The 26,687-nt window shown below is 50.6% G+C and carries 22 protein-coding genes and 1 pseudogene; 9 read left to right on the top strand and 14 right to left on the bottom strand.

Going from position 1 to position 26,687, the window contains the following annotated elements:
- The 3 genes from C7B82_RS06725 (at nucleotide 1) to C7B82_RS06735 (ending at nucleotide 3,541) form a co-directional block, all read left to right on the top strand.
- Entirely contained in the window at nucleotides 1-2,319 is a 2,319-nt protein-coding gene (locus C7B82_RS06725; RefSeq protein WP_106255531.1) for a heavy metal translocating P-type ATPase, read from the top strand.
- 19 nt (nucleotides 2,320-2,338) lie between these two features.
- Nucleotides 2,339-2,905, top strand: coding sequence for a cupredoxin domain-containing protein (locus C7B82_RS06730; RefSeq protein ID WP_106255532.1), 567 nt, complete (start codon nucleotides 2,339-2,341; stop codon nucleotides 2,903-2,905).
- Nucleotides 2,906-3,034: 129 nt separating this feature from the next.
- Entirely contained in the window at nucleotides 3,035-3,541 is a 507-nt protein-coding gene (locus C7B82_RS06735; protein ID WP_245939765.1) for a thiol-disulfide oxidoreductase DCC family protein, read from the top strand.
- A 114-nt stretch (nucleotides 3,542-3,655) separates the two neighbouring features.
- Here the strand turns inward: C7B82_RS06735 and C7B82_RS34580 are convergent.
- The 3 genes and pseudogenes from C7B82_RS34580 to C7B82_RS33650 all read right to left on the bottom strand — a co-directional run.
- Nucleotides 3,656-4,039 (bottom strand): annotated as a pseudogene (locus C7B82_RS34580) (diguanylate cyclase); the annotation flags it as partial.
- 12 nt (nucleotides 4,040-4,051) lie between these two features.
- A complete protein-coding gene (locus C7B82_RS33645) occupies nucleotides 4,052-4,327 on the bottom strand; it encodes a PleD family two-component system response regulator (protein WP_245939766.1) in 276 nt (91 codons plus the stop codon).
- Between the two features lie 6 nt (nucleotides 4,328-4,333).
- Nucleotides 4,334-5,167: a sensor histidine kinase gene (locus C7B82_RS33650; RefSeq protein WP_106255533.1), complete on the bottom strand. Its 834-nt coding sequence runs from the start codon at nucleotides 5,165-5,167 to the stop codon at nucleotides 4,334-4,336.
- A gap of 483 nt (nucleotides 5,168-5,650) precedes the next feature.
- Between C7B82_RS33650 and C7B82_RS06750 the strand changes: the two genes are divergently transcribed.
- The 3 genes from C7B82_RS06750 to C7B82_RS06760 all read left to right on the top strand — a co-directional run bounded on the left by C7B82_RS06750 (nucleotide 5,651) and on the right by C7B82_RS06760 (nucleotide 9,829).
- Nucleotides 5,651-6,139 carry a hypothetical protein gene (locus C7B82_RS06750; protein ID WP_106255534.1) on the top strand — a complete coding sequence of 163 codons (489 nt, stop codon included), beginning with the start codon at nucleotides 5,651-5,653 and terminating at the stop codon, nucleotides 6,137-6,139.
- Between the two features lie 160 nt (nucleotides 6,140-6,299).
- Nucleotides 6,300-6,920, top strand: coding sequence for a hypothetical protein (locus C7B82_RS06755; protein ID WP_106255535.1), 621 nt, complete (start codon nucleotides 6,300-6,302; stop codon nucleotides 6,918-6,920).
- Nucleotides 6,921-7,036: 116 nt separating this feature from the next.
- Nucleotides 7,037-9,829 carry a tetratricopeptide repeat protein gene (locus tag C7B82_RS06760; protein ID WP_106255536.1) on the top strand — a complete coding sequence of 931 codons (2,793 nt, stop codon included), beginning with the start codon at nucleotides 7,037-7,039 and terminating at the stop codon, nucleotides 9,827-9,829.
- Between the two features lie 5 nt (nucleotides 9,830-9,834).
- On the opposite strand, the gene C7B82_RS06765 is transcribed toward C7B82_RS06760, so the two are convergent.
- On the bottom strand, nucleotides 9,835-10,932 hold the full coding sequence (locus tag C7B82_RS06765) for a hybrid sensor histidine kinase/response regulator (RefSeq protein WP_106255537.1): 1,098 nt from the start codon (nucleotides 10,930-10,932) through the stop codon (nucleotides 9,835-9,837).
- Nucleotides 10,933-11,380: 448 nt separating this feature from the next.
- Between C7B82_RS06765 and C7B82_RS06770 the strand changes: the two genes are divergently transcribed.
- The 3 genes from C7B82_RS06770 (at nucleotide 11,381) to C7B82_RS06780 (ending at nucleotide 14,926) form a co-directional block, all read left to right on the top strand.
- The gene (locus C7B82_RS06770; protein ID WP_245939767.1) at nucleotides 11,381-12,757 is read left to right on the top strand and encodes an FAD-binding oxidoreductase; all 1,377 of its coding nucleotides are present in this window, start codon (nucleotides 11,381-11,383) and stop codon (nucleotides 12,755-12,757) included.
- A 3-nt stretch (nucleotides 12,758-12,760) separates the two neighbouring features.
- Nucleotides 12,761-14,179, top strand: coding sequence for a (Fe-S)-binding protein (locus C7B82_RS06775; protein ID WP_245939768.1), 1,419 nt, complete (start codon nucleotides 12,761-12,763; stop codon nucleotides 14,177-14,179).
- Nucleotides 14,180-14,362: 183 nt separating this feature from the next.
- Complete coding sequence (locus C7B82_RS06780) at nucleotides 14,363-14,926, top strand: HdeD family acid-resistance protein (RefSeq protein ID WP_106255539.1); 564 nt, start codon at nucleotides 14,363-14,365, stop codon at nucleotides 14,924-14,926.
- Nucleotides 14,927-15,046: 120 nt separating this feature from the next.
- On the opposite strand, the gene C7B82_RS06785 is transcribed toward C7B82_RS06780, so the two are convergent.
- The 10 genes from C7B82_RS06785 to C7B82_RS06830 form a co-directional block, all read right to left on the bottom strand.
- The gene (locus C7B82_RS06785; protein ID WP_106255540.1) at nucleotides 15,047-15,682 is read right to left on the bottom strand and encodes a vWA domain-containing protein; all 636 of its coding nucleotides are present in this window, start codon (nucleotides 15,680-15,682) and stop codon (nucleotides 15,047-15,049) included.
- 411 nt (nucleotides 15,683-16,093) lie between these two features.
- A complete protein-coding gene (gene ndhD1 / locus C7B82_RS06790) occupies nucleotides 16,094-17,719 on the bottom strand; it encodes a photosynthetic/respiratory NAD(P)H-quinone oxidoreductase subunit D1 (protein ID WP_106255541.1) in 1,626 nt (541 codons plus the stop codon).
- 278 nt (nucleotides 17,720-17,997) lie between these two features.
- Complete coding sequence (locus tag C7B82_RS06795; protein ID WP_106255542.1) at nucleotides 17,998-20,073, bottom strand: NAD(P)H-quinone oxidoreductase subunit 5; 2,076 nt, start codon at nucleotides 20,071-20,073, stop codon at nucleotides 17,998-18,000.
- A gap of 529 nt (nucleotides 20,074-20,602) precedes the next feature.
- The gene (locus C7B82_RS06800) at nucleotides 20,603-20,962 is read right to left on the bottom strand and encodes a thioredoxin family protein (RefSeq protein WP_106255543.1); all 360 of its coding nucleotides are present in this window, start codon (nucleotides 20,960-20,962) and stop codon (nucleotides 20,603-20,605) included.
- Between the two features lie 55 nt (nucleotides 20,963-21,017).
- Nucleotides 21,018-21,731 carry an NnrU family protein gene (locus C7B82_RS06805; protein ID WP_106255544.1) on the bottom strand — a complete coding sequence of 238 codons (714 nt, stop codon included), beginning with the start codon at nucleotides 21,729-21,731 and terminating at the stop codon, nucleotides 21,018-21,020.
- A 106-nt stretch (nucleotides 21,732-21,837) separates the two neighbouring features.
- On the bottom strand, nucleotides 21,838-23,850 hold the full coding sequence (locus tag C7B82_RS06810) for a serine/threonine-protein kinase (protein ID WP_106255545.1): 2,013 nt from the start codon (nucleotides 23,848-23,850) through the stop codon (nucleotides 21,838-21,840).
- Nucleotides 23,851-24,006: 156 nt separating this feature from the next.
- The gene (locus C7B82_RS06815) at nucleotides 24,007-24,663 is read right to left on the bottom strand and encodes a V4R domain-containing protein (RefSeq protein WP_106255546.1); all 657 of its coding nucleotides are present in this window, start codon (nucleotides 24,661-24,663) and stop codon (nucleotides 24,007-24,009) included.
- Nucleotides 24,664-24,890: 227 nt separating this feature from the next.
- Nucleotides 24,891-25,376: a globin family protein gene (locus C7B82_RS06820; RefSeq protein WP_106255547.1), complete on the bottom strand. Its 486-nt coding sequence runs from the start codon at nucleotides 25,374-25,376 to the stop codon at nucleotides 24,891-24,893.
- Between the two features lie 57 nt (nucleotides 25,377-25,433).
- Entirely contained in the window at nucleotides 25,434-25,745 is a 312-nt protein-coding gene (locus C7B82_RS06825; protein ID WP_106255548.1) for a hypothetical protein, read from the bottom strand.
- Nucleotides 25,742-26,425, bottom strand: coding sequence for a V4R domain-containing protein (locus tag C7B82_RS06830; protein ID WP_106255549.1), 684 nt, complete (start codon nucleotides 26,423-26,425; stop codon nucleotides 25,742-25,744). The genes C7B82_RS06825 and C7B82_RS06830 overlap by 4 nt, the downstream gene beginning before the upstream one ends.
- Nucleotides 26,426-26,687 lie beyond the last annotated feature (262 nt).

A 26,687-nucleotide genomic window follows, 5' to 3' on the forward strand; every position in this document is an offset into this window, starting at 1 on the left:
ATGGAAACCGTCAATCTCAACTTGCGAGGCATGAGTTGTGCCGCCTGCGCCAATAGTATCGAGAGTACGATTCGTGCAGTGCCAGGAGTGAGCGCAAGCAGTGTGAACTTTGGTGTCGAGCAAGCCACCGTCACTTATGACCCCCAGAAGGCTACGTTAGAAGCTATTCAAGACGCGGTGAGTGACGCGGGCTATACCGCCTCGCTACAAGGGCAAGAAACAACTGAAGAAGGTGCTGCTGAAAAAGCGGCTCGTGCAGCTGAAACCCGTGATTTGATGCAGAAGGTGGGAGTCGGCGCGATCGTCAGCGTCATTTTGGTGATCGGCTCACTTTCTGCTATGACGGGACTCAAACTACCGTTTATCCCTGGTTGGTTGTCAAATCCCTGGTTTCAGCTTGTGCTCACGGCTCCCGTCCAGTTTTGGTGCGGCTATTCCTTCTACAGCAACACCTGGAAAGCCTTGAAGCGTCATGCTGCCACGATGGATACGCTCATTGCTCTGGGCACCAGTGCCGCCTATTTCTACTCGGTGTTTGCCACTGTTTTGCCGCAATTTCTCGTCAATCAAGGTTTGATGCCAGAGTTTTACTACGAAACCGCGGCAATCGTCATTACGTTGATCTTGCTGGGACGGCTGTTTGAAAACCGCGCACGAGGGCAAACATCCGATGCGATCCGCAAGCTCATTGGCTTACAGGCGAGAGAGGCTCGCATTATCCGCAATGGGCAGGAGATGTCAGTACCCATTCAAGACGTGCAGCTTGGCGATGTGGTGGTGGTGCGTCCGGGAGAAAAGATTCCTGTGGATGGAGAAATTGTGGAAGGTGCCTCAACGATCGACGAATCGATGGTCACGGGCGAAAGTGTCGCAACGAAGAAGCACGTGGGCGACGAAGTGATTGGAGCCACCATCAATCAGACCGGCAGCTTCAAATTTCGTGCGACCCGCGTGGGCAAAGATACCGTGCTGGCGCAAATCGTCAAACTGGTGCAGGATGCTCAAGGCTCAAAAGCACCCATCCAGCGGTTAGCCGATCAGGTGACGGGGTGGTTTGTCCCGGTTGTCATTGCCATTGCGATCGCGACCTTTGTCATCTGGTTTCTAGCGATGGGCAACCTCACCCTCGCGTTGATCACCACCGTTGGCGTGCTGATTATTGCCTGCCCCTGTGCGTTGGGCTTAGCCACCCCCACATCGGTCATGGTAGGCACGGGCAAAGGCGCAGAAAACGGCATTTTGATTAAAGGCGCAGAGAGCTTAGAACTGGCACATCAAATTCAGACCATTGTGCTGGACAAAACAGGCACGATTACTCAAGGCAAGCCCACCGTAACTGACTTTGTCACGGCTCAAGGCACCGCGAACAGCAATGAACTCAAGCTGCTGCGCCTGGTTGCATCGGTGGAACGCAACTCAGAGCATCCCCTGGCGGAAGCGGTGGTGAACTATGCCAAAACGCAACAGGTGGAGCTACCTACTGTACAGGATTTTGCGGCGATCACAGGGAGCGGGGTTCAGGGCAAGGTCTCTGGCCAAATGGTGCAAATCGGTACGCAGCGCTGGTTTCATGAATTAGGCATCAACACTGAAGCTCTACAACAAGATCGAGACCGACTGGAAGCGATCGGCAAAACTGTCATTTGGCTTGCCATTGATGGTGACGTGCAAGGCATTATGGGCATTGCGGATGCCATTAAACCTTCATCTATTCAAGCCATCCGAGCCTTGCAGCGCTTAGGGTTAGAGGTGGTGATGCTCACAGGAGATAATCGACCGACGGCTGAAACGATCGCCCGTGAAGTGGGCATTTCACACGTCATTGCGGAAGTGCGTCCTGACCAGAAGGCCTCTGTGATTGCATCACTGCAGAGCGGGAAGATCGGCGCACGCTCTACTGGCTCCAAAGCGGCAAAGGCAAGTGCGACCAAACGTACGAAAGCCAACATTGTGGCAATGGTCGGTGATGGCATTAATGATGCTCCGGCACTCGCTCAAGCCGATGTGGGGATTGCGATCGGGACTGGAACGGATGTGGCGATCGCAGCGAGTGACATCACCCTCATTTCTGGTGATCTGCAAAGCATTGTTACTGCCATTCAACTGTCCCGCGCGACGATGCAAAATATCCGTCAAAATCTCTTCTTTGCCTTTATCTACAACGTCGCTGGCATTCCGATCGCCGCTGGCATTCTGTTTCCCTTCTTTGGCTGGTTGCTGAGTCCCATCCTTGCGGGTGGTGCTATGGCCTTTAGCTCCGTCTCTGTCGTCACCAATGCCTTGCGATTACGCAACTTTCAGCCGAAAACCACAATCTAATTTTGCAGGAGGCTGAATCATGGTTAGCAAAAAAAAGATGGTTGCCAGGCTTGCAGGCTTGGGCATCGTCCTGAGCCTTGCTGCAAGCGCCACACTTCTCACTGCAAAAGACGATGCTAACGCTCAGATGCCGATGGATATGACTGAAGCGGAGCAACCTCAACCGTTTCGTCGCCTTGAGCAACCCTTGGGGCTAAAAATCGGTGTGGTGGTCGGTGGCGCAGCCTTAATTGGACTAGAACTTTGGTGGTTTCTCTTCAGCAAAAAACAGTCACAAAAGGCAGAAGCCAAGCAGGGCGTGCAAGAACTGACCATCACTGTCGATGGTGGTTATGAACCCAGTCAAGTGGTCGTCAGTGTTGGTCAGCCTGTCCGGCTCAACTTTTTCCGCAAAGATCCCAGTAGTTGCCTCGAAACGGTCGTACTGCCTGCGTTCCACATTGCTCAAAACCTTAGTTTGAATCAAGTCACAACAGTGGAATTTACACCAGAAAAGCCGGGGCAGTATCCCTTCACCTGTGGCATGAATATGTTTCGGGGGGTTGTAGAAGTTGAAGCGATGGCTGTAGCCAACGGCAAAGGGTAAGTACTGCAAAGCCATCACCGCATGGTTTTCGCTGTCAGCCGTCAGCGTTCAGCTTTTCTTTGTACAGTAGAGATGGGGTGCATTTGAACGCGTTGAGACGCGTTCGATCATGGCTCCATACATTCAAATATGGACAACAAAACGATTCGCATGGAAAACGATGGTGTTGCATTAACCGCCGATGATTCACAGCTTCCTGGAGCGTCACCATCCTGGCAAGTCAAGCTGCTGTATGACGGCGCGTGCCCCTTGTGTGTAAGAGAAGTCAACTTCTTGCAAAAGCGGGATGGTGGGCGTGGGTTGGTTGCTTTTGTCAACATTGCAGACGATCGCTACACACCAGAAGCGAACGGCGGAGTTGACTTTGAAACCGCCATGGGACGCATTCACGCCGTGTTACCTGATGGCACTGTGATCACGAACGTTGCCGTTTTTCGTCACGTCTACGAGGTGTTAGGCATGGGTTGGGTCTATGCAGCCACCAAGTTGCCCATCGTTGGTGCGATCGTTGATTTTGTGTATGGTCTCTGGGCAGACTGGCGACTGGTGCTCACCGGGCGAGCAGATTTGGCAACCATCACTGCTGAACGGCAACAACGCCTTGCCTGCAATGACTTGGAGCGTTGTCAGGAGTAAGCGATCGTGCCGATCGATGGTTCTTCCATCCTTTAATGAATGGTTCCATCCTTTAGATGAGGCGACCGCGGGTGATGGCTGGCTTCAGGACCGTGCTCTAAGACGAGCATGAGGCTAACCAGTCTTGGCACTCAGCCGATGGACACAGTAGCGATTGCGCCCCTCCTGCTTTGCTTGATAGAGTGCTTGATCAGCAAAGGTGATGGGTTGTTTCCACGAACGATTAGGCTGCGGTACGACGCACGTGATGCCTAAGCTGAGAGTGACGCGATCGCTCAGTGGGGATTTGGCATGCGGTAGGCAGAGTGTATGGATTTCAGAGAGGATGACTTCAGCTACTTTGCAAGCACCCTCGATCGAGGTGAAAGGTAGGACAATGACAAACTCTTCTCCCCCGTAACGTGCTAATAAATCAGAGGGGCGATTCAGGGCATAGGCGATCGTTTGAGCGATTTTCCACAGACATTCATCCCCTTCTTGATGCCCATAGTGATCGTTATAGTTTTTGAATTAATCGATATCTGCCAGAATTAATGACAATGATTGCTGCTGTTGCATCGAATACTGCCATTGCTGCTGCCAGTATTCGCGACGACGATTAGCCACTAAGGTTAACCCATCTAGCGTTGCTAATTGATGCAGTTCTTTGTTGGCTTCTTCTAACGTAGCTGTCCGCTCAATGACTTTCCTTTCAAGGGTATGCGTATACTCTTCCAACTGCCGTTGCGCCTGCTGCAGCAATGCCAGAGTGTGAGCCAGTTCAAGCTTTTGCTGCTCGATCGTCATCAAATCTCAGTAGGAACGGAGAGCCGCGATCGTGGTCGTTAACAACCGTTGACGTGTCAGTTCTACCTTGAGCTTATAGTCGTTGATATCGTAATTTAAGATAACGGCTTCTTCGGGTGCCTCACCAGGATGACCGGTGCGTAAAATAATGCGTATTTGCCGATTTTGGGTAACCAAATTGTAGGTGATATGCAACCCTAAGCCCGTGCCTCCTTTTTCACGGGCAGTCGTGAAGAAGGGCTCAAAAATTTTACCGAGAACTAATTCTGGTATACCGCGACCACGATCGTAGTAAAAAATGGTGACCTGCTCATTTTGCTGTACTACATTAAACCCGAGTTGCCCTTGTTCACCCGGTTGATACGCATGGATCAGTGAGTTGTTCACCAAGTTGGTTACAACCTGTGCTAAAGCACCCGGGTAGCTATGAATCATAACGGTTTCATCGCCTTCGATCCTCATTCGGTGTAGCGCCTGCTTGAATTGGGGCGAGAGGCTGACAACGACTTCTTCCAGGTAAGGCTTGACTGCAAACGTCCGTTGACCCAGGCTGGATTGGTCTACCGCAACTTGTTTGAAACTCTGTACCAGTTCGCCTGCACGAGTCAAATTACTGAGAATAAGGGTTGCACTTTCGCGTGCAATGTCTAGATAATTCGATAACGTCGATCGCCGCAGCGCCCCTGACTCCACTGCGTCAGCAAACTGCTGCGTTTCATCCATCAACGTTGAGGCAAGCGTAATACTAGTGCCCACAGGCGTATTAATTTCATGCGCTACTCCAGCCACTAAATTGCCCAGCGCCGCCATTTTTTCGGCTTCAACCAGCTGATCTTGCATCCTCGTCAGTTGGCTGACTGCCTGCTCTAAATCCACGCTCTTGCGTTCGAGGACGACTTGGGATGCTTGTAATTCACAAAAGACCTGCTTGCGGGAGCACTCCTGCTAGCGATCGGTGACATTGCGCCAGCACATCGGTCACCGCTTCCAGCGAGTCGGGATCGTTACTATGTCCAACCACTACATTCAGCATTTTTAAGTGGAATTTATGGCATTGAGTGCTAAAGCCTACCTGTGAGTAGCCTTTATGACTCAGGGTGCCCTAGGAGGGAGGGGAAGTAACAGGGGTGGGGGTGGGGGTGAAAGTTTTGAGTTTTGAGTAGCGCTTTGCGCCGACAAGCTAGAGGATTTGGAGTTAGAGGCGAAGGGTGGGTTTGGGGTTTGGCTTGAATCTGTGTGGCAAGTATTAGCGCCTGTTCCCGGAATGAGGCTTAGCGTTGCTGTAGAGACTGATCTGTGGCAGAGAGGAGCTTTCTTGTGAAGATGCGATCGTGGGTTGGGCTAGGTGCTTTGGCGCTAACACTGTTGACAACTGCACCAGTCAAGGCAGCACCGATCGAACTAGAGGTGTTCAAAGCGCTGGATAACCCAACGCTTCGCTGTCCTGAAAAAGTGGTTGTGAACGAACAAGCGCAGCCCTATCGGGAAGGTGGTTATACGATCGATGGCAGCGCTAATTTGACCCAACTCACCGATCGCGTCACTCTCGCTGCAGTCGATGATTTTAGTGTCACCTGGGTTGGTACACTCAAACCTGTCTACAGACAGTGCAAAGCCACTGCTCGTATGGTGAAGAATGGTGACGAAGCGTATGCCGATCATTCTTATTTACGTCTTAGATTTACAGGTGGCAAGGTTTACCTCATTCTCGACATGACGGGCATGCGCGATGCCAATGCTTTCACCACTGTCATCCTCCGCAAGGGCGTCCGCAATGGGAATCCCTTCTGGAGTTGGGGCGGTACTGATTAGCGGCGCGATCGCCGACCTGAACACAATCATCAACCTTAATCAATCGAGCAAACTGTAGAGCCTTTACCTGTAAGGGTTCTACAGATAACGAACCATCAATGTGGAACACAACCCCAAAACACTCATCACCCCAAAACACTCATCAGTAGTGTGACCAGCTATGTTTGATTTCTTTCCAAAGTTTTTTCGTTGCAGTCTAGTCGTTCTGGCAGCCAGTAGCGTCGGGGTTGCGGTTGTGCCCCCCCTCAAGACAAGTGCTCATCCACTCGGCGCTGTTGCGATCGCGGCTCAGCCGGCAGTCGATGTGCCGTTTGAGGTGTGTGGTGAAGCGCAGACCTGGGTGCGTCCAACCAAAGCCGAGCAAGCCAAGAAGCTACAGAGTCTACCGCGCTATGCTGGCGACCTAGCCAATCAGCCGCTGCAAGGAGTAGCCCAACGGTTTTGGCAGCAAAAGATCTTTTCGTTTACACAGTATGGTCTCAGCCTGAGGATGGAACCCATTTACCTTTCTGGACTGTGGAGCGTACAAGACACGCTTTGGAAGTGCTACAACGCCGACAATGTGACTCAGATTAATACGGGCAAAACGGCTGAGGTCTGGGTACTATCCCACCGTGTCACTCGCATTCGATGGACGGGTGAGCAGTATGTGATGGTCGTGCAGCCTGCTCAAGCGGGTGTCCAGTTTATTCAATTTCCACGTCGTGAGTCGCGATCGGCTCTACCGCTCAAGGTCGTCACAGAGATGGGCGCAAAGCTGACTGTTGTCGCTGGTAATTAACTGAAAGGCTTTAGACCACTGAGCCCAAATTTGATTACTCTGGAGAAGATAAGCAATTGCTCTGTATCGTCTTCGATATACTGCAACCATCGACTGCCAGCGAAGGATGATTCTCGATGAAGCGACAGCACCCAGAGGTTTTGAGAAGGGAGCCAGACGTCTTGTCCCGCAGTGGGCTTACGCTCTCGGTCTTGCTGCTAGCGATGGGTGCCATGGTGCAACCCGCGCGATCGTACCCTTCTTCACTGCCCACCCCACTACTGGCGCAACTACAGCCGTCTTCAGGAGCGGTACAGAATAGTGATGCCGATCGCTCTGTGGTGCGCGTGACAACGTTATTCAACATTCTGCTGGGCGTTTTGATTGTGCTGCTGGCAGCGACGATCGCGGCACTGTGGTTGCTACGTCGCGCTGTCATTCAGGAAATTGCCACCCGTGCCAAAGAGCAGCTAGAGGGCTTACAAGACCTCGAAAGCCAGATTGCCAGAACGAAAGAGAACGCAAAGACCATTCTGGAAGAAGTAGAAACGATCGCGGACGACGTTGCTGACGAAGCCGAGCAGTTTCAGCAAGACGTGACAAAAGAACGCGACGCGTTGACGGGCTTAGTCGCTGAGCTAGTACACGCGAAGGCACAAATGATTGCCGCCCTTGAAACCCAGCTTCACGACTCAAAACAGACCCTTGAGTCCTTGGGCGTTGAGCTGACCGCAGAACTTACCGGCTCTAAGTCAAATATTCAGCTAAAACAAACAGAGGCACTGGAAAAACTGGCGGCATCCGAGCAAGACTTTGCCGCCCATCTTGCCAAACTTCAGTCAGCAGCGGTCGCTCAACAAACGCTGATGATTGGGCACCTGGAGCAGCTTAAAACAGGTGTAGAACCGCACCTGGAAATTTTACAAGCAGATGTACGGCAACAAAAAGAGCGAGCACTGGCAAACATAGCCGCATCAGAGCAAGACTTTGCCGAACACATATCTGCGTTACAGGTATCTGCTAAACAGCAGCGCGATCGCAGCCTCTCTAGCCTAGAAACGCTGACCGCCGATTTTGTGCCGCAGTTAGCTCAGCTGCAAACGGATGTACAGCAACGCCAGCAAGCGGTGCTGCAAAAGCTCACCGTATCGGAACGAGACTTTGCAGGCCAATTGCTGGATTTGCAAATCTCTGCCAGACAACAGCGTGATCGCATTCTCGAAGAGCTAGCCCACCTCAAAACCGATTTTGCACCGCAACTGAGTCAGCTTCAAACGGAGGCAGAGCGACAGCAACGGCACATGGTAGAACGGTTAGAAGCCTCCGAACGCGAGTTTGCCACACAGTTAGTCGAGCTACAGTCGATCGCCGAACAGCAAAAAAATCGTATTCTCGAAAACCTGGAACACCTGAAAGCCGAAGTCACACCGCAACTGTCTGATTTTCGCCTGGATGTTCAAGACCGACAGGAACAAGTCTTACAGCGCTTGGAAGTATCGGAACGCGAATTTACGGCTCAACTCGTCGATTTACAGGCGATCGCACGACAGCAGAACGATCGCATTCTGGATCATTTAGAACAACTGAAAGCAGATTTTTCGCCGCAGCTTGCCGAATTACAGACAGGTGTTGAACAGCAGCGCGATCGCATCTTGCAAAAGCTGGAAACTGCCGACCGTGACTTTACCGAAACGTTGACGGCGCTACAAACAAAGGCGCAAGATCAAAAACAAATCATTTTGAGCGATCTAGAACAAATTAAAGCTGAACTCACTCCACAAATTACGAGTTTCCAGCTAGATGCTCAACAGCAAACGCAGCAAAAACGCGATCGTATTCTGGCAGAGTTAGAAACATTAGAAACTGAGTTCACGACTCAAATTACTGATCTCAAAGCAACGGTTTCCGGGCAAAAAGATAACACTCTGCAAACGATCGAAACCTTGCAGGTTGATCTCGCAGCACAGCTTACAGCGCTTCAGGCAAATGCCCAAACTCAAAAAGACGACATTCTCAAGCAACTGGCAGAAGCGTCCCCCGTTTCCGAGGAGGCAGTCGCAGCCTTGCAACAAAAACTGCAAGACTTGATGGCACAACTGGAACTGCTCAAAGCGAACCGTCCTGAACTCTTTATTGATGTGAATAAATACATCAAGCAGGGACACGAACTCTTCGCTGAAGAAAACTACGAAGCAGCCATTTTGCGTTACGACAAAGTGGTGGAACTTCAGCCAGAAAATGCAGATATCTGGTATCAACGTGGGCTAGTGCTCCAAAAAATTCAGCGTCATGAACCCGCGATCGACTCCTTTGACCAGATGCTAAAAGTTAAGCCCAAAGACGACAAAGGCTGGTTTAGTCGCGGGATTAGTCTGGCACGCCTTAAGCGCTATGAACACGCGATCGGCTCCTATGATCAAGCATTGGATAGCAAGCCCGACTATCACGAAGCATTAGTTAATAAAGGAGTTGCGCTCGGCATTTTGCGACGACATCAGGATGCCTTTAATGTGTTCGATCGAGCGGTACAGTTCAAACCCGATGATGCCGTTGCCTGGATGAATCGCGGTCTCGCACTCGAAACCCTGGGACGACACAAAGATGCGATCGCTTCCTTTGATGAGGTCATTCATTTCAACCCCGATTCTTACAAAGCGTTAGATAAACGTGGCTATGCACTGGCTCAACTCGGTCGTCACAAAGATGCCATCACCAGTTTCAACAAAGCATTGGATCTAAAGCCAGACTATGCCAGCGCGTACTACAACCGCGCCCTCAGTCACGCCTTTTTGGGAGAAGCTGACTTTGCGCTCGAAAGTCTGGAAAAGGCGATCGAACTCAATCCCAGCTACCGTGCTGAAGCAAAAACAGATGTTGCGTTTGACGAACTCTGGAACGATGACTGGTTTCAGAAATTAGTCGGCACATAGATGGCTTAGCCTTCGCTACCTGGAAGCGTGATTTGTACCGTTGTTTGTTGACCAGGAACGCTGGCGATCGTCAATGTCCCGCCATGCAATTCCACCAGACGTTTGGCAATGGCAACGCCTAAACCAGAGCCTTGCTGTTCGTAAAACTTGCGCTCAAACTGCATGTATGCGCCTAAGCTAGCGAGTTGTTCTGCAGTCATCCCCCGCCCATGATCAGCGATCGTCAACGTCAGTCCATCGCTGGTAATCACCGTCGCTAACCGCACAGGTGTACCTGCCGTCGAAAATTTGAAGGCATTGTCAGTTAGCTCTTCTACAACTACTTTTAGTCTTGGCTCAGAGATTTGAATTTTAGTGTTTTGCAGGTCTAATTGCAGATCACTCACGCGTCCTTCTCGCTGGGCGATCGCACTGGCCACATGGGTAATGAGGCTACTTGGAAAGAAGGTTTCACCGCTGCGAAGCGCAGAGAGACGTTCGGAATCGCGGGCTGTAATTTCCAGTTCAGCGTAAAGGAGAAAGTTTTGAATCAGCCTGGAAAGCCGCTCGGCAGAACCATGAATGCCCTGAGCCAGTTCTAAGACTTCCTGCGGCTCAAGGTTTGTATGGTCTTCTATCAGTACTTCAGAAAGCCCCAAGATGCCATTTAAAGGCGTTCGCAATTCATGCGGCAACGACAGTGCAATGCTGTGCCGGAGACTGTCAAGCTGGTTCTGCGACTGCTTCAGTACTGTTGCCTGTTTCTCAAAACGGCTGGCGATCGCGGCCAACAATTCGTCCGCCGTGCAGGGTTTCGTCAGAAAGTCATCGGCGCCCATCTCCATTCCCTGCCGAAAATCTCCCTTGGTTCCCCGTGCCGTCAGAAAAATGAAGGGAATGGCAGCTGTTGCCGCTTGTTGTCGAAGGCTTGCAAGCACCTGATACCCATCAAGTTGAGGCATCGTCACATCACATAGAATCAAATCTGGTAAGTGCTGCTGAGCTAACTGCACGCCAGTACGACCGTTTGCTGCACCCAAAACGCTAAAACCTTCAACTGTAAGCAACTCTAAAAGCGACTCACGAATTGAACGCTCGTCTTCAACAACCAGAATTTTTTTCATCGCTCATCAGTTTATAGGCAACGTAGCGCATCAGGAAAGATCGAACAACAACAGCAGGATTTTTGCTCTAATTTTTTTGCTCTACCAGGGTGGCACAGTTAAGCGATCGAAACGTCCACATGAGTCTCAAAGAAACCGGTCACAACGTGATAGCAGTCGCACGATCGTTTAAAACACGAGCATCCCCCAATCTCTGTCCTAGCGAACGGAGCGATAGCCATACATTAGTCAATACGAGTAGCAAATACGAGTCGATGTTGCTTTCAGTCGTCTAGTATTCGCAGCGTAGCCATTTTGTGGCTAGGACGTCTTGAAGGTTGACTGCTACTTGAAGGCTAACTGCTATAAGCGGTTCGCGTTGGCGTGTTCTAGCTAGATGCGATCACCACCCCTTGCGGCTGTTAGAGTAAGCGTTAGTCATCAGTTATTCATCTCAGTTATTCACCGCATGGGAATGAATTCCGCAGAAAATAGTGCTGATCTTCAGCCTACGCTTCAGGGTTCAAAGCGCCTGGTTGAGGCGATCGACGTCCAGGACTGGGATGCCCTGCCTTCAGGTAAAAAAACGGCAATCAGACAAGCAGTGACGCCGGAAACAGCCCTTAGTAGTGTTGCGTATCCCGATACGCCAGCGGCTCTAGCGGCTGTGGTCACTGCTACTGATCACCAATACCTCTTACCCTGTGGCGGCGGGAGCAAGTTGCACTGGGGTGGGCTGGTGAAAGGACGGAGGGCAGAGAGCAGAGGGCAAAAGGATGGAAAAAACTCGCTGCTAGTGGTCAGCACTGAGCGGTTGAACCGTCTGGTTGAGCATGCAGTGGGTGATTTGACAGTGACAGTAGAAGCAGGAATGCGGTTCACTGACTTACAAGCGACGCTGGCAAAAGCCGGACAGTTTTTGGCGATCGACCCTGCCTATCCAGACCGCGCCACGATCGGCGGCATTGTGGCAACAGCCGATACAGGCTCACTGCGTCAGCGTTACAACAGCGTGCGAGATATGCTGCTGGGGCTGTCGTTTGTCCGCGCGGATGGACAGTCTGCTAAAGCCGGTGGGCGGGTCGTTAAAAACGTCGCTGGCTATGACCTGATGAAGCTCTTCACTGGCTCCTACGGCACGTTAGGCATCATCACGCAAGTGACGTTTCGAGTCTATCCGTTGCCCGAAGCCTCACAAACGATCGTCTTGAGCGGTGCTGCCAGCGCGATCGCCCAGGCTACTCAAACGCTACTCAGTTCCGCCTTAACGCCCGCCAGTGCCGATGTTTTATCCGACTCAATGGCCGCAGAGTTAGCGATCGCGGGTACAGCCTTGGCAATCCGCTTTCAGAGCATTTTACCCAGCGTCCAGGAGCAAAGCCAGCGTATGGTCGCAGTGGGTCAAGCCTTGGGCTTGACCAGCGTCTGCTTTGCTGATGCTGATGACACAGCTCTATGGCAACGCGTGCAAAAACACATGACTGCTGACAACCAAACCGATGCAATTACTTGCAAGATAGGAATACGTCCTTCTGAAGCCGTGGCACTGCTAAGCATCCTCAAAGATGTCGCGATCGCGCCCTGGTTTGGGCAAATCCATATGGCTAGTGGACTAGGCAGACTGGTGCTCAACGCCACTAGCCCATCAGAAACACTCTTAAAGCTGCGCTCGATCTGTCAGGCAAAGAGTGGCTTTCTGTCGGTACTGCAAGCTCCGATCGAATGCAAGCAGGCGATCGATGTTTGGGGCTACTCCGGCAATGCGCTGCCGTTGATGCGCCAGCTGAAGCAACAGTTTGATCCAGACGGTCGTTTAAGCCCTCACCGATTTGTAAGCGGAATTTAAGTCATGAGTGCCGAAGCTCGCAATCAAGAAAGTTATGAGTTACCCATGTTGAATGTTGAGTTACAAGATGCCACTCCCCACTCTCCACACCCCACTGCCCAATCTTTCCCCTCCTTCGATGCCCACAATCCTCCCGATGCCAAACTCATCGACGCATGCGTTCACTGTGGCTTTTGTCTCTCCACCTGTCCGAGCTACCGGGTGATTGGCAAAGAGATGGATTCGCCGAGAGGGCGCATTTACCTGATGGATGGGGTGAATGAGGATCAAATTCCGCTCTCTCCAGCGATCGTGCAGCATTTTGATTCGTGTCTGGGCTGTCTTGCTTGCGTCACCACCTGCCCCTCTGGTGTGCGCTACGACAAGTTGATCGAGGCAACCCGCCCTCAAGTAGAACGCAACCATGCACGATCGCTACCCGATAAACTCCTGCGTCGTCTAATCTTCTCTACCTTTCCCTATCCTGATCGGTTGCGCTTATTGCTGCGTCCACTGGGCCTTTATCAAAAATCAGGGTTGCAGAAAATGGTGCGATCGCTCGGCTTCCTCAAGCAACTTTCGCCACAGCTGGCAGCGATGGAAGCGATGCTGCCCAAGATTTCGCCCCAAGCCTTTCAAGATCCTCTGCCAGCAGTCATTCCAGCGCAAGGGAAACAACGTTATCGAGTCGGTTTACTGCTGGGCTGTGTGCAACGTCTCTTCAACCCCGAAGTCAATGACGCCACGGTACGGGTATTGACCGCCAACGGTTGTGAAGTGGTCATACCCCAAGCTCAAGGCTGCTGCGGTGCGCTCACCCATCACCAGGGGCAAGAAGCGCAAACTCAAACGCTAGCCCGTCAACTCATTGACAGCTTTGCTGACACATCGCTGGATGCCATCATCATCAACGCTTCTGGGTGTGGGCATTCCCTCAAGGAATATGGCAGCATTTTGGACGATGACCCTCACTATCGGGAGCAAGCCGCGACGTTTGCTAGCAAGGTCAAAGATGTCCAGGAATTTCTAGCCGATGTGGGTCTGACTGCCAAGCTCTCGCCCTTGCAAGACGAACCGCTGACGCTGGTGTATCAAGATGCCTGTCACATGCTGCATGGGCAAAAAATTAGCGTGCAGCCACGCCAACTTCTGAAGCAAATTCCGGGTGTGCGGCTACGGGAACCGATCGATGCAGCGCTGTGCTGCGGTAGCGCTGGTGTCTACAACATCCTGCAGCCCGATGTCGCAGAAGAACTCGGCCGCCAAAAGGTGGAAAATCTGCTCCATACAGGAGCTTCACTCATCGCCTCAGCAAACATTGGCTGCTTTGTGCAAATTAGTAGACATCTTCAGCTTCAAGGAAAAACAGTGCCAGTACTGCACCCCATGCAACTGCTCGATTATTCGATTCAAGGCATCAAGCTAGACGCTGTTGGTTCTTAAGAACAGGCCAGAAATAACGAACGTACCAGTCAATTTGAAGCTATTGGGGGGGCGGCATGCCATCCCCCTACGCTGGGATGCGATTTGTTTGGCAGTCCCTTAGTTACACCCAATGAAGGATCTCAGGGTAAAGGCGTCAGTTCTACAATTTGAACTGATATTTCAACCACTGAGAGGTTATCGATGAGTACTGGGGTTTCAACCAACGACATTAAAAGCAATTTAAATGGGTCGATCGTCGTCAGTGTACTGCTGATCTTACTGGGTATCGCCGCGATCGCCTTTCCTTACTTCAGCACGCTTGCTGCTGAAACCTGGATTGCGTGGATTATCCTTTTTAGCGGTATTTCCAAGCTAGTTTACACCTTCCAGACGCGGCAAGAAGGTGGTTTTATCTGGCAGCTTTTGCTGAGCCTTCTCTACATCGGCACGGCTGTGCTGCTATTGGTGTATCCACTTCAAGGTGTCCTAACGCTAACACTAGCGTTGGGCGCTTTTTTGCTCACTGAAGGTGTGTTTGAAATTGTCTTCGCGTTTCAACGGCGTGCTCAATCGAACTGGGTTTGGTCGCTAGCCAACGGCCTTACAACAATCGTTTTAGGTGGCTTAATCTTCTTTGAGTGGCCGTTAAATGGGCCCTTTGCGATCGGTTTACTGGTCGGCATCAGCATTATTTTTACGGGTACCTCAAGAATTTTGCTAGCTATCGCAGCTCGTTCATCGCTCAACGCCTCACAGCCCGGTTAACCAATCATGCTAGATGCAACTGGGAGTGTGTCACTTTCAGTTTTGAACTGGTAGAAAAGCAATCGCGTTGCAAGGCTTTTTTGAGTCATCGCAAACCCTCAAAAAAGTCTTAGCAAACCATTAGTCACGAACGATATCTAGCAAAAACTCAGTCAAACAATTGGTTCCAATCGTCTCTAAAACGCGGGTGTTAACAATATCAAACTTGGCACCTGCTTTCGATCGCAAGTCTTCATCTAAGGCAGCTAGAAAGCCTCTGGCGATGAGATCATTGCCAATTTGAGCAAAGCCGATCCCTAACTCGTGGTCATGCTCCATCTTCTGAGTCGCGCTCACGATCGCTTTGACAATTGTCATCCGATCGCGTGGTTCACCGTCAATCAACACAATAATAATTTCGCCATTTGGCTTTGTTTGCCCTGCTGCCTTACGCTCAAAATAATCATCTAGAGCGGTTTGCAAACCATCCAGCAAATTTAGGCTCTCCGGTGGGTAGTTCGCTTCAAAAAACTGCCCAAGCTTGTCAGGAGTCACTTTTTTGTACTGCTTAAACGAGCCTGAGGAGTCCTGCCGGGAGGAGATGTAGAGTGTAATGCCATCAGGATCAAGCTCCTCGCATTTTGACACTAACGCCAGTACGGCATCGTGAGCTGCAACCCAGCTATTAGCAAAGCCTGGTGAAGTCGGTAAAACACTGGCAGCTGTTTTAGCAGCGATGACAATGTAATCGCGATTTTCTAACAGTGATTCAACCATCTGTGCACTCCATTATCACTAGCTGTTCCTTTCCGTTGGCTAGTCGGTCAGGCTTCACGCAAGGGCTTCTTCAAATAGTTTAGCCAACCCTAAACTAAAAATCTCTAGCGTGTGCCTTGACTTGAGCACTACGGCCAGAGATTGCTTAGGATCGTGGATCAAATAAAATCGACACATTGTTTGCAGGTAGGGGCTCACGGCCTGCGCTCCTAAGGGAAATGCCGGAGTTATAAATTTTTATTCCTTAGAATATTTAAAAGCAAAAATTTACCGCTGGGTAGGGGCAGGGTTTGCCAGAGTCTTTTCCTCTAGAAATTAACTTTATGTCAAACCTGCCCCTATAGGCGTTTTGTCGACTTGAAATCTCCTTGAGCGATCGCTGCAATTAATTTTTACAGATTTAAAGCCGCATTAAACCCGCTCAAGCGCTGGCGCTTTCAACAGATCGAGCGCTGGCGCTTTCAATACCTTCAGACCCAGCGATTGCAGAATGGCTGTTTCAGTTGAGGCTTTTTGTGCCAAAGACGGAACCTGTTCTCGGAGTCGAGCTGTCACCTGCTGCGTCTTCGCATCATAGATCTGGGTTAAGAGCTTGGGATAGAAGCCAATCCCAATGATGGGCACCAACAAGGCAGAGATGATGAACACCTCACGAGGCTCTGCATCGACCAGCACTTCATGAGAGGTAAGGGTTTTATTCTCGGGACCGTAGAAGATCTCACGCAGCATCGACAGCAAATAAATGGGCGTGAGAATAACGCCAACGGCTGCCAGCAAAACCACCAGAACTTTGAAGGGTGGGGCGTAGGCATCACTTGTAGCAAAGCCAACGAACACCATTAGTTCTGCTACAAAACCACTCATCCCAGGCAACGCCAGAGAGGCGAGAGAACACGCTGTGAACATGGAAAAAATCTTGGGCATCTTTTGACCGACACCACCCATTTCGTCCAGCATCAACGTGTGGGTGCGATCGTAGGTTGCTCCTACTAGGAAAAACAAGCTGGCACCAATTAAGCCATGCGACACCATCTGTAGCACGGCACCACTCAAGCCCAAATCAGTGAATGACGCAATGCCGATCAGCACAAACCCCATATGCGAAATCGAAGAATAGGCAATCTTGCGCTTGAGGTTTCGCTGAGCAAACGATGTGAGCGCTGCATAGATGATATTGACCACACCCAGAATGACGAGTGCGGGTGCCACGGTAGCATGTGCAGCAGGCAACATTTCTGCGTTCATGCGGATGAGTGCATAACCGCCCATCTTCAGCAAAATGCCTGCCAACAGCATGTGCACAGGAGCAGTTGCCTCACCATGAGCATCGGGCAACCAGGTGTGCAGTGGAATAATCGGCAACTTCACCGCGTAGGCAATCAAAAACCCTGTATAAAGCCAAAGCTGCAACGTCAGCGGGAAATCTTTGTGCAAGAGCGCTTGCATATCAAAGGTGACCGTATCACCGTAGAACGCCATTGCTAAAGCAGACAACAAGATAAACAGCGATCCTCCAGCCGTATAGAGGATGAATTTCGTTGCAGCATACTGACGCTTCTTACCGCCCCAAATCGACAGCAGCAAATAAATGGGGATCAGTTCGAGTTCCCACGCCAGGAAAAATAGCAGCATATCTTGTACAGCAAAGACAGCAATTTGTCCGCCGTACATCGTCAACAGTAGAAAGTAGAACAACCGTGGTTTCAAGGTTACAGGCCAAGCAGCCAGGGTCGCCAGAGTCGTGATAAAGCCCGTCAGCAAAATTAGCGGCATCGACAAGCCATCGGCTCCAACCGACCACTTCAGGTCAAGCTGAGGCACCCAGGAGTAGCTCTCAAAGAGCTGCATTCCTGCGCTAGAGAAGTCGTAATAGCTGTAAAAGGCGTAAACCAGAATGGCAAAATCGATCAGCCCAATGACTAAGGCATACCAGCGAACTGTCTTGCCATCCTTATCGGGAAGGAACGGAATCAACAGTGCCGCTGCGATCGGAAACAAGATGCTAGTCGTTAGCCAGGGGAAATTAGCGGTAAGCATCAGTGACTAGTGGTTAATGGTTAGTCGTTGGTTGTTAGAACAGGTTTCTAAAGATGCCGGGCTGAGAGCCTAAACACCAGATTGCCGAAGCTCACTCTTACTAAGATGCTACTCAACCGATCGGGCGCTGACCGTTCGGAGTTAGCCGTCTAAAGTCCAGGACAGTTGTTATTAGCTTCAAGCTGTCAGCTTCTAGAGTAGTGTATCTGCCTCTTACCACTAACAACGAACAACTAACAACTTCTTAAGCTATGCCTGTTCTTAAGCGATGCCTGTTCTTAAGCGATGCCAGAGAAAATCACTAAACCCAGAACGGCAGCAAACACAATGAGCGCATAGAACTGGGCGCGACCATTCTCAAAGTACTTCAGCACTTCACCGGTCAACAGCGTCACTAAACCTGCCAAATTAACAACGCCGTCCACCACTTTGTAGTCCACTTCCAGGACTTGACGGGCGATCCGTCGACTATTCAGTACAAAAACGTTGTAGTAGATGTCGTCGATGTACCACTTGTTTTTGGATAGCTCGTAGAGAGCAGGAACTCTAGCAGCGATAGCGGCTGGGTCGATCTTCTTCTGGGCGTACATCAATATCGCCAGCGAAATCCCCAGCAGCGAGATGCCGACCGAGCTACCCGCCATGACAAAGAACTCATTTAAATTCTCGCCTCCTTCGGCTGCCAATTCGACTATTTCACCGGGCGCATGAATGAAGCCTTCAAAGTAGTTCGCAAAGGGCGTACCGACGAGCCCAATGAGCATAGACGGGACTGCCAAGATGACCAGAGGCAACGTCATTGTAAACGGCGACTCATGGGGGAACTCGCTGTGATGCTCATCGTGGTGCTCTTCAGCAGAACCGTGAGCCGTCTCTAACGTCAGTTCCTGAGAGTTCATCGCTCCGGGGCCGATCGAGAGACCCTGAGCCTGAAGTTGCTCTACTTTAATCGCTTGACGCACGATCGCGTCGTTGCCACGAAAGCCACCCTCAAACGTAGAGATATACATGCGGAACATATAAAACGCAGTAATCCCTGCCGTCAGGTAACCAACACCCCACAGCACCGGATTCGCAGCAAAGGCATTACCCAAAATTTCGTCCTTCGACCAGAACCCTGCAAACGGTGGAATGCCCGAAATCGCCAGGGTACCAATGAGGAAGGTAATCGCGGTGTAGGGCATATACTTCCGTAGCCCACCCATCAGCCGCATGTCCTGAGCGTAGGCCGGGTTGTGCCCAACAACGTGCTCCATGCCGTGAATGACCGAACCCGATCCTAAGAAAAGCATAGCCTTGAAGTAGGCATGGGTCATCAGATGGAACATACCCGCGCTGTAAGACCCCACACCCATTGCCATCACCATGTAGCCCAGCTGAGACATCGTCGAGTACGCTAACCCTTTCTTAATGTCATTCTGGGTGATAGCGATCGAGGCACCTAAAAAGGCCGTAAACGCTCCCGTATAAGCAATCACGTCCATCACAACAGGGATGCCTTCGAACACTGGAAACATCCGGGCAATCAAGAAAACGCCCGCTGCTACCATCGTCGCCGCGTGAATCAATGCTGAAATGGGAGTCGGACCTTCCATCGCATCTGGTAGCCAGACATGGAGTGGGAACTGAGCCGACTTCGCCACCGGCCCCAAGAAAACCAAAATGGCAAACAGTGCTGCAAGCCCTCCGCTCAGAGCACCAGATTGCACTAAATCTTGCAGACGCTCGCCGATCGTCGCAAAATCAAAGCTGCGCGTTGACCAGTAGAGTCCCAAAATACCCAACAACAGACCGAAGTCACCCACTCGGTTCGTGACGAACGCTTTTTGACAGGCATCGGCAGCCGCTTTGCGATCGAACCAGAAGCCAATGAGAAGGTAGGAACACATCCCCACCAATTCCCAAAAGACATAAACCTGCACCAAATTGGGACTCACCACCAGCCCCAGCATCGAAGCGCTGAATAGGCTTAAGTAAGCGTAAAAGCGTACATAGCTTGGATCGTGTGCCATGTAGCCATCGGTATAAACCATGACGAGAAACGCTACCGTCGTCACAATCACCAGCATTAGAGCCGTGAGATGGTCAATGGTGTAACCCATGCTGAGATGAAAGTCGCCTGCTGATGCCCACTCAATCATTTGAGTGTAAGGGGCATGTCCGTTGATTTGACTCCACAGCAGCGAAGCAGAAAACGCCATCGCCACCCCAATCAGCGAGACGATGAAAATAGAGTTGACCTGTCGCAGCTGATTTGTCGCTTTGTTAAAAGAAATCAGACCCAAGCCGACAATCATTGCACCAGCCAGCGGCAGTACTGGAATCAGCCAGGCGTACTGATAAATCGCTTCCATTGCTCATGCCTATGGTTAAAGTTCTTCACTTGGTTGGGAAAACCGTTTACATTGTGACACACGCTTAACAGGAAACTGTCAGGTACGAACACAACATTCCAGTATTTCTACGGCTTATCATTCCCACAATCGCGATCGATCGCATCTGCAGAAGGGTAGGGTTCATTAGCGATTGAGCCCAGAGCCATTGAGTCTAGGAACCCTACTCATGCCACATCAGTGGACTCTTACAGCAATTTTCGTTTAAATAAGCCACATCAACTTAGTCTCGCCCACGCCTGCGAACAAGATGTAAGTGCAAAGCACTCGCTCCGCGTTTCTTTTATGCCGTAAGGCTTTACGCACTGTGGCTGACCCATTTGCAAACGGCTGTCAATCGTTCTGAGTCTTGCAGAGACAGGGTCGTTTAGATGAGGAGCGACTTTTTGGAGGAGTAAAAATATAAAGCTTTGTCCAGAAAAAAGCCGTATACGAAAGTAGACGCGCCCCCAAGATCGACGCACCTTAATGGTTTCTAAAGCCCTCAGCGTTAGCTGCGCTCAGACGAAATCGTTTCAGGCTGAATCTTAGAGGAGGACGGATTGACCAGCACTCTCTGCAACTCTGCCCAGAGATCGTCTCGACGATGAAACCCTTCTAGCCGATGCAGCACCTCGCCCCCTTCAAAGAGAAGAATCGTGGGTAAAGTGGTGATGCGATAGCGGCTTGATAATTTAAGGTTTTCATCGGCATTGATCCCAACGAGCTTAAACTGCTTCCCCCATTCCGCTTGAAAGCGCGCTAAAAGGGGTTCAATCATCTTGCAAGGACCACACCAGGGTGCCCCAAAATGCACGACGACAGGCGTAGGAGATGCCAAAACTTCTTCTACAAAGGTTTGTTCGCCCATTGCAGGTTTATCATTCCTTAATGATTAGATGCTTAATATTTACCTTGGGATCATCCTACCAGCCAACGCTACTTGTTGCACGGATCAAAAAGGGATGTGCCCACCAAAAAAGTAGAACAAAACCAGCAACACCTAAATAGGCAGGACGAATAAATTCTTGTAGGTGGAGCGCTTGCTGACCCTCGATGATCGCCTGAAAGGGCACCAACGAGGTTCTCGCTTTGACAACTGCAAAGGCATCACCATAACGCGAAAGCAAGCGACGATCGCCATGCCAAACGCCAAACAAATGGTGCATGATTAACCCGATTGAGGTCACGACCATAAATGATGTTCCCAGCCATAGCGTATGGGCAACACACCAAATCACTTGACCCACCATTTGTGGATGCCGTGTAATGCGGATGATGCCAGTCTCGTAAAGATGGACTTCAGGCTTTTGGATCGCTGCCACTTCTAGCAGATTGAACGTAGCTGGATAAAGGAAGAGAAAGGAGATTGCCGATAAGATCCAAACCGTTGTCTGCACACCGGGTGCCCCTTGCAACTGCCACAGTTGCTTACCGTCGTAGCGGTGATTGAAAAAGTAAATAATCAGCACCACTGCCAGGCTTAAACTCACCAGCGCAAACAGAACCCGATAAAGCCGGGGACCGATCTGCTTTTCGCCCCAAGGACGCAACGCTGCCAGACCACTGTGGGCGATCGCAAAACTCAACAGCAACCCCAACATAATCCAATGGCTCGGTGTCAACCAGTCGAAAGACATAAGCACCAGTAGAGGAACAACGATCAAACGCTAATCTACCATCTTATCGCTTCTGCCCTTTCCATTTGCCCCATCGCTTTGCCGCCTCCCTTTCCCCTTGCCTGACTCAGAACACAAGGCCCACATCTAACTGTCGTAAGTCGATTGTATAGAGGGCTCCCTCACCATTGCCCCAGGTAGCAATGAGCAGCCCATAGGGTTCAAGCACGGCAATCGCTGTGGGACTGGCCGGTCCTGCAAAGCGTCCAGTAACCCGACCACAACGGTCTAACAGGACAATCTGCCCATCTGCCGCCATCAAAACGTAACCCCAAGACGCTGATGCTACAAAAATCGGCACAATGTCTACCCCAATGCGCAGGAGTTTGAGGGGCTTCAAACTAATGAGTAATACTGAGTGGGTATGTCCTGGTTCCAATGCCACTATGTGATATGGAGTTTCGCTGTCAACAACCTGGCGCAAAGGCACCGGTAAACTGAAGGCGCTAACAGCATCCCCTCGACGAGTAAAAATTTCTAGCAGTACGCCAGTGATGTACGAATGGGTGCCCTGATCGACAATGTGGGAGAAGGCAACAACATAGCGTGAGTCTGCGATCGCCAAATGAAATGGAGGCGCAGTCAGGCAGGGGGAATGAATGGCACTACCGCTGCGACTACCACTACTACTGCTGCGACTACCAGGTTTAAGCGCTTGCATCTGCGACAAATTCCAGAAGCCCAAAGCGCTGGTCACTTTGTCAGGCTCTAGCACTGCTACTGCCATCCAACGCCCTTGTGCGTCAATGGCAGCAAGGAAGTCTCGGCTAAATTCAGCAACCAGCTCAGGCACTGCATGTTGTAACGGCACGATCGTACTTGCTGCATGTTGCTGAGCCATCTGAGTGTGCTGCGCCACACCTTGCTGGAACAACTCGATCGGAAAACGATAGATCGAGCGTTGCGTCATCGCAAAGCAACCTTGAGAGCGGACTAGTAGCTTTTTGACCGCTTTGGGTAACCGCACGGAGGCTAAGCTCGATCGTCCCTCATTCTCCAAGGGAACCGCCCCAGCAGCCCAAAAACCTCCTGGATAAGTCCGGCAACCAATGTAGCGCCTGCAAACCTGATAGACCTGCTCATGCTTTTCACCCAAGCCACCTCCAGCCAAGGTTGATGGGTTAGTAGCCACAGTAAGTATAGGAACTGTAACTAACTGTTGCACTTCAGCCTGTAGCGCATCCTTTTGCACAGATCGGCACACACTACTGGGTAAGGTGAGGGGCGATCGCAGTAACCTCGAATCTGCCCATGTCTGCTCAAGTTCAAGCTGTGCAGCGTTTGCAGCCACTTGCACCGCTGCCACCATTTGTGCGGCAGATTGGAACCGTCGTGCTGGCAGTTTTTGTAAGGCCGTGAGAATCACCGCTTGAAGTGCAGTCGGAATCGTTGCAGGAATTTTAACCGGCTGATTGAGGTGCGCAGACATCATGGCGGCGGGCACGCCAGAAAACGGTCGATGACCTGCCAGCAATTCAAACAGCATAATCCCGACAGCATACAGATCCGATTTGACAGAGTACTGCCCATAAAACCGTTCGGGAGCCATGTAGGCAGGTGAACCCGTGTTACCACTAGCGTCGCCTAAGCTTTCTTGGTGTAAATGGGCAATACCAAAATCAGACACGCGAGCCGTCCAACCATCTGCTTGCAACGTCAGCAGAATATTTTCTGGTTTGATGTCGCAATGTACGATGCCACGGCTGTGAGCATGGTCTAGTCCCAACAGCACATCGACAGTTAATTTCAAGCACTGAACCGGATGTAACTGTATCTCTTCTTCCATCAAACCACGTAAGGTGCCACCCTCGCAGTAATCCATAACGAGATAGCGCCCCGTCGGCGTATGCTCTAGGGCGTGACAGGTCACAATGTTGGCATGCTGCAAACTCAGCAGAAAACGTAGTTCACGCAAGAACTTATGAGTGGGAAACCGATACTTATCGAGCTCTTTGAGCGCAACAAGGCGACCCGTTTTGCGATGACTGGCGCAGTAAACTCGTCCAAACTGCCCCTGCCCCACTAGTCCCAACAGTCGATATTTTGAACGCTTTAACTCTCTTACAAGAAGGTATGACACATCATGAAATTAATAGCTGACGTTTTTCTTCTTAGTAATTAATCACTATACTTTTGTTCTAAAAGCAAAAATAATAGAACACTCCTTATTTTTAGTTTGAAGCGAACTCACGCAACTGAACTTGAAGCTAATAACTGTCAGCATCAGCCTCCAACGCTAGGCACAAAGCTTCTGTAGAATAGAGTCGTGATCTAAGCGATTTTCAATCATCGTTTCTGCGGGCTGTAAGCGATTGGTTAAGCCTAATAGAAAGCGGTTGTGCTCTGCACCTAATGATTCGCAGGTTGTTTGTATACAGTGCAGCTCGCGCCCAGTTAACTGACTGAAAAACGCACTCAAAACGCCCGCTTCGAGGGAACAGGAAGGTGCTTCACCTTGAGGCGCTTGGCTAGCGAAAGGAGAGCCTGACGTTTTAATGGTGAGAAAGCCTCGGTGCTGGTGTGACTGGTCTAACTCGATTTTGCCCCAACCATAAGCGACCCAACAGGATTGCAGGCTGTTGAGAAACTCCAGCATTGACATGTCGGCTAGAGCCGTACCGTAGTAGTCAGTTAGCTCTTCACGAAAGCGTGTATAAAAGTTTTTGCCCCACCAGCGTCCACAGTTGAACAACACCAGTCGTGCGGCACAACCTGTTTCTTTTTGTAGCCCTGCATAGATTGCCTGGATGAGGGTTTCGGGAAGTGCGAGCAAGCGATCGCCGCGACGATTCTCCAACAAGCCCATTTCCAGGTCCCCCTGCACATAGGCATCGACGGCAAAGTAGTTACCAGGAACGCGGTTATTTGTTAATAAATCGGCGACAGAAATCATAGAGGAATACCAGGGAGTAATTTTGACTGGAAAGAGTTGAAGTGACTGTAGATCTTACAGCCGTTTGCAAATGGATCAGCCACAGTGCGAACTTCTTGCTCGCAGGTGTGAGCGAGACGCTCATACTCAGTTGATGTGGCTTATTCAAACGACAATTGCTGTAAGATATAGATCATGGGCTCTCATTCAACATCCTGATCGGTCATCTTTAGTCGAGAACTACATGTTTAGTTCCCAGCAGCAGCAAGCGTCGGTGATTGCAGGATTGCCGTTTGCACTTTTGCAATGTATGGACCCAGCAGGTTGATCTGCTTAGCTGTGAGCGCTTGCGTCAGGCGTTGGTTGAGCAGGCGGAAAAGCGAAGTATCGATTGCTTGGGTGTTGTGAATGCTGATCGTTGTCGTGAGCCAACTTAGTAGCCGCGACTGTACAAACGCTTCGTCGTTCAGCAACATGCCCATGGCAGAATAACGCAGCAGCAGGAGAGCATTTTTAAGGCTGCGCTCTAAATTTTCAACTGGTTCATTCGGTAGCGTTGCTTCTAGTTGGTCTGCTACCTGCTGCATGATTTCGAGTTCGCGATCGCGCAACGTGCGGTACGCATCCAGTCGCTCAGGCAGTGAGTTGACGTATTGATTGATCACGCCTAGCTCTTCAGGCTTGAGATAACGATGTTCAGCTTCGTCAAAGATCGTTTCGATTTGTGGGTGCATACACTTTATTAGGGATGAAGGATGAAGACTAAGTTGATTGAGACTTTAGCCTTTCCTTTAGAAAAGTCCAGAAAAGCCGTCTAGAGTGAGCTCGTCGGCAGCGGGCGGTGGCGTCGGTTGAACAGGCGTGGGAGCGGCGATCGCAATCCCGTCCCAATTGACTGCAGCGAAGAATTGACAGACGCTCAGCTTAAGCTTTAGAGGGGCGTTGCCACCTTCACCTAAGCCCAGCTTGATTTCTTGAACAGCAGGTGCATAGTCTTCCCAATTAACGCCCGTGAAAAAGGTTCTTACGGAGTCTCGTTGCCATGGCTGAGCGGCAGGAAACGCTTTGGAACCATTGGTTTGGGGCAGAGTCAGCGTACTCATCGCAATAAGTCTCCTGTCCGTAAGCGCTTCTCAATATCCCTAGCGGTTGCTCCTTCGTTAAGCCAGAAGGACGCTGCATCAATCCGGTCTTGACTGCCCAAAAGAAACTTGCAGTAGGTTTCGCCCATGGAGTAGCACTGAATTTCGATGCAACTCAGCTGCTTTTTCACCATTTCTGTAAAGAAGCCAGCGAATAGCCCGGCATATAGGAAACAGACAGGCTTGCCCACATCTCCCAAGCTGCGAGCGACAGCAGAGTCAAACACGTTGATGAACATAAAGCCTTGCTTGCGATCGCCCATATCTACTTCCCAGCGTCCCCAACCTTGAGAGGTGAAGGGCCACCACCACGTTTCAAGTAGAAACAGGAGATTGGTTTGCCGCAGATTGCGATCAAATTCTTTTTCAAACCACTTTTCAAAGAAGAACGCGTCTTTTTGTCCCCATTCGCAGCCGATTGTATACATCGTGGCGGCTGAGGCATCTCCAACCTCTTCTTCTAGCCCTTCAACCAGACCAATGATGAAATCTTCGGTTGTCAGCACATTTCTGCTGCCGTTCCAATCGACGATCGTGCCCTTGTCTTGGTCAAATTGGAAGAAATCTCGAAACCCATAATGATTGTGCTTCTTGGGATTTCTCAACTTGACAGAGTTTTCTTGAGGCGTTGCAATCACCATAGTCTTTTCTCAGCGGAATCTAAGTAGTAGGAATGAGGCACGCAAACGGCAAAGTGAGCTACCAGCGGCGCTGAAGGCTAAAAAGCTGAATCATGACCGTAGCAGATAGTATCCACTGCTGGGGCAAACTGACTGGCAGTAGTAGTAGTGAAGAAGGGTTGCCTTGAATCAGCTGTTATTCTGTTATTGTTGCTTCTGGTTTAATGTTCCCTGGGCTGGAAAGATCTAACCCATCACCATCAGCTGGTTGAAAATCTTCACA

Origin of the sequence: Stenomitos frigidus ULC18, assembly GCF_003003795.1 — a bacterium.
In the GTDB taxonomy this organism is placed as follows: domain Bacteria; phylum Cyanobacteriota; class Cyanobacteriia; order Leptolyngbyales; family Leptolyngbyaceae; genus Stenomitos; species Stenomitos frigidus_A.

Coding starts and splice junctions, on each gene's coding strand:
- C7B82_RS06830 (WP_106255549.1), bottom strand. CDS start 26,425: ATGGTGATTGCAACGCCTCAAGAAAACTCTGTCAAGTTGAGAAATCCC.
- C7B82_RS06825 (WP_106255548.1), bottom strand. CDS start 25,745: ATGAGTACGCTGACTCTGCCCCAAACCAATGGTTCCAAAGCGTTTCCT.
- C7B82_RS06775 (WP_245939768.1), top strand. CDS start 12,761: ATGAGTGCCGAAGCTCGCAATCAAGAAAGTTATGAGTTACCCATGTTG.
- C7B82_RS06795 (WP_106255542.1), bottom strand. CDS start 20,073: ATGGAAGCGATTTATCAGTACGCCTGGCTGATTCCAGTACTGCCGCTG.
- C7B82_RS06805 (WP_106255544.1), bottom strand. CDS start 21,731: ATGTCTTTCGACTGGTTGACACCGAGCCATTGGATTATGTTGGGGTTG.
- C7B82_RS33645 (WP_245939766.1), bottom strand. CDS start 4,327: ATGACGATCGAGCAGCAAAAGCTTGAACTGGCTCACACTCTGGCATTG.
- C7B82_RS06750 (WP_106255534.1), top strand. CDS start 5,651: ATGCGATCGTGGGTTGGGCTAGGTGCTTTGGCGCTAACACTGTTGACA.
- C7B82_RS06820 (WP_106255547.1), bottom strand. CDS start 25,376: ATGCACCCACAAATCGAAACGATCTTTGACGAAGCTGAACATCGTTAT.
- C7B82_RS33650 (WP_106255533.1), bottom strand. CDS start 5,167: ATGCAAGATCAGCTGGTTGAAGCCGAAAAAATGGCGGCGCTGGGCAAT.
- C7B82_RS06785 (WP_106255540.1), bottom strand. CDS start 15,682: ATGGTTGAATCACTGTTAGAAAATCGCGATTACATTGTCATCGCTGCT.
- C7B82_RS06735 (WP_245939765.1), top strand. CDS start 3,035: ATGGACAACAAAACGATTCGCATGGAAAACGATGGTGTTGCATTAACC.
- C7B82_RS06800 (WP_106255543.1), bottom strand. CDS start 20,962: ATGGGCGAACAAACCTTTGTAGAAGAAGTTTTGGCATCTCCTACGCCT.
- C7B82_RS06755 (WP_106255535.1), top strand. CDS start 6,300: ATGTTTGATTTCTTTCCAAAGTTTTTTCGTTGCAGTCTAGTCGTTCTG.
- C7B82_RS06730 (WP_106255532.1), top strand. CDS start 2,339: ATGGTTAGCAAAAAAAAGATGGTTGCCAGGCTTGCAGGCTTGGGCATC.
- C7B82_RS06770 (WP_245939767.1), top strand. CDS start 11,381: ATGGGAATGAATTCCGCAGAAAATAGTGCTGATCTTCAGCCTACGCTT.
- C7B82_RS06725 (WP_106255531.1), top strand. CDS start 1: ATGGAAACCGTCAATCTCAACTTGCGAGGCATGAGTTGTGCCGCCTGC.
- C7B82_RS06760 (WP_106255536.1), top strand. CDS start 7,037: ATGAAGCGACAGCACCCAGAGGTTTTGAGAAGGGAGCCAGACGTCTTG.
- C7B82_RS06780 (WP_106255539.1), top strand. CDS start 14,363: ATGAGTACTGGGGTTTCAACCAACGACATTAAAAGCAATTTAAATGGG.
- C7B82_RS06815 (WP_106255546.1), bottom strand. CDS start 24,663: ATGATTTCTGTCGCCGATTTATTAACAAATAACCGCGTTCCTGGTAAC.
- ndhD1 (WP_106255541.1), bottom strand. CDS start 17,719: ATGCTTACCGCTAATTTCCCCTGGCTAACGACTAGCATCTTGTTTCCG.
- C7B82_RS06765 (WP_106255537.1), bottom strand. CDS start 10,932: ATGAAAAAAATTCTGGTTGTTGAAGACGAGCGTTCAATTCGTGAGTCG.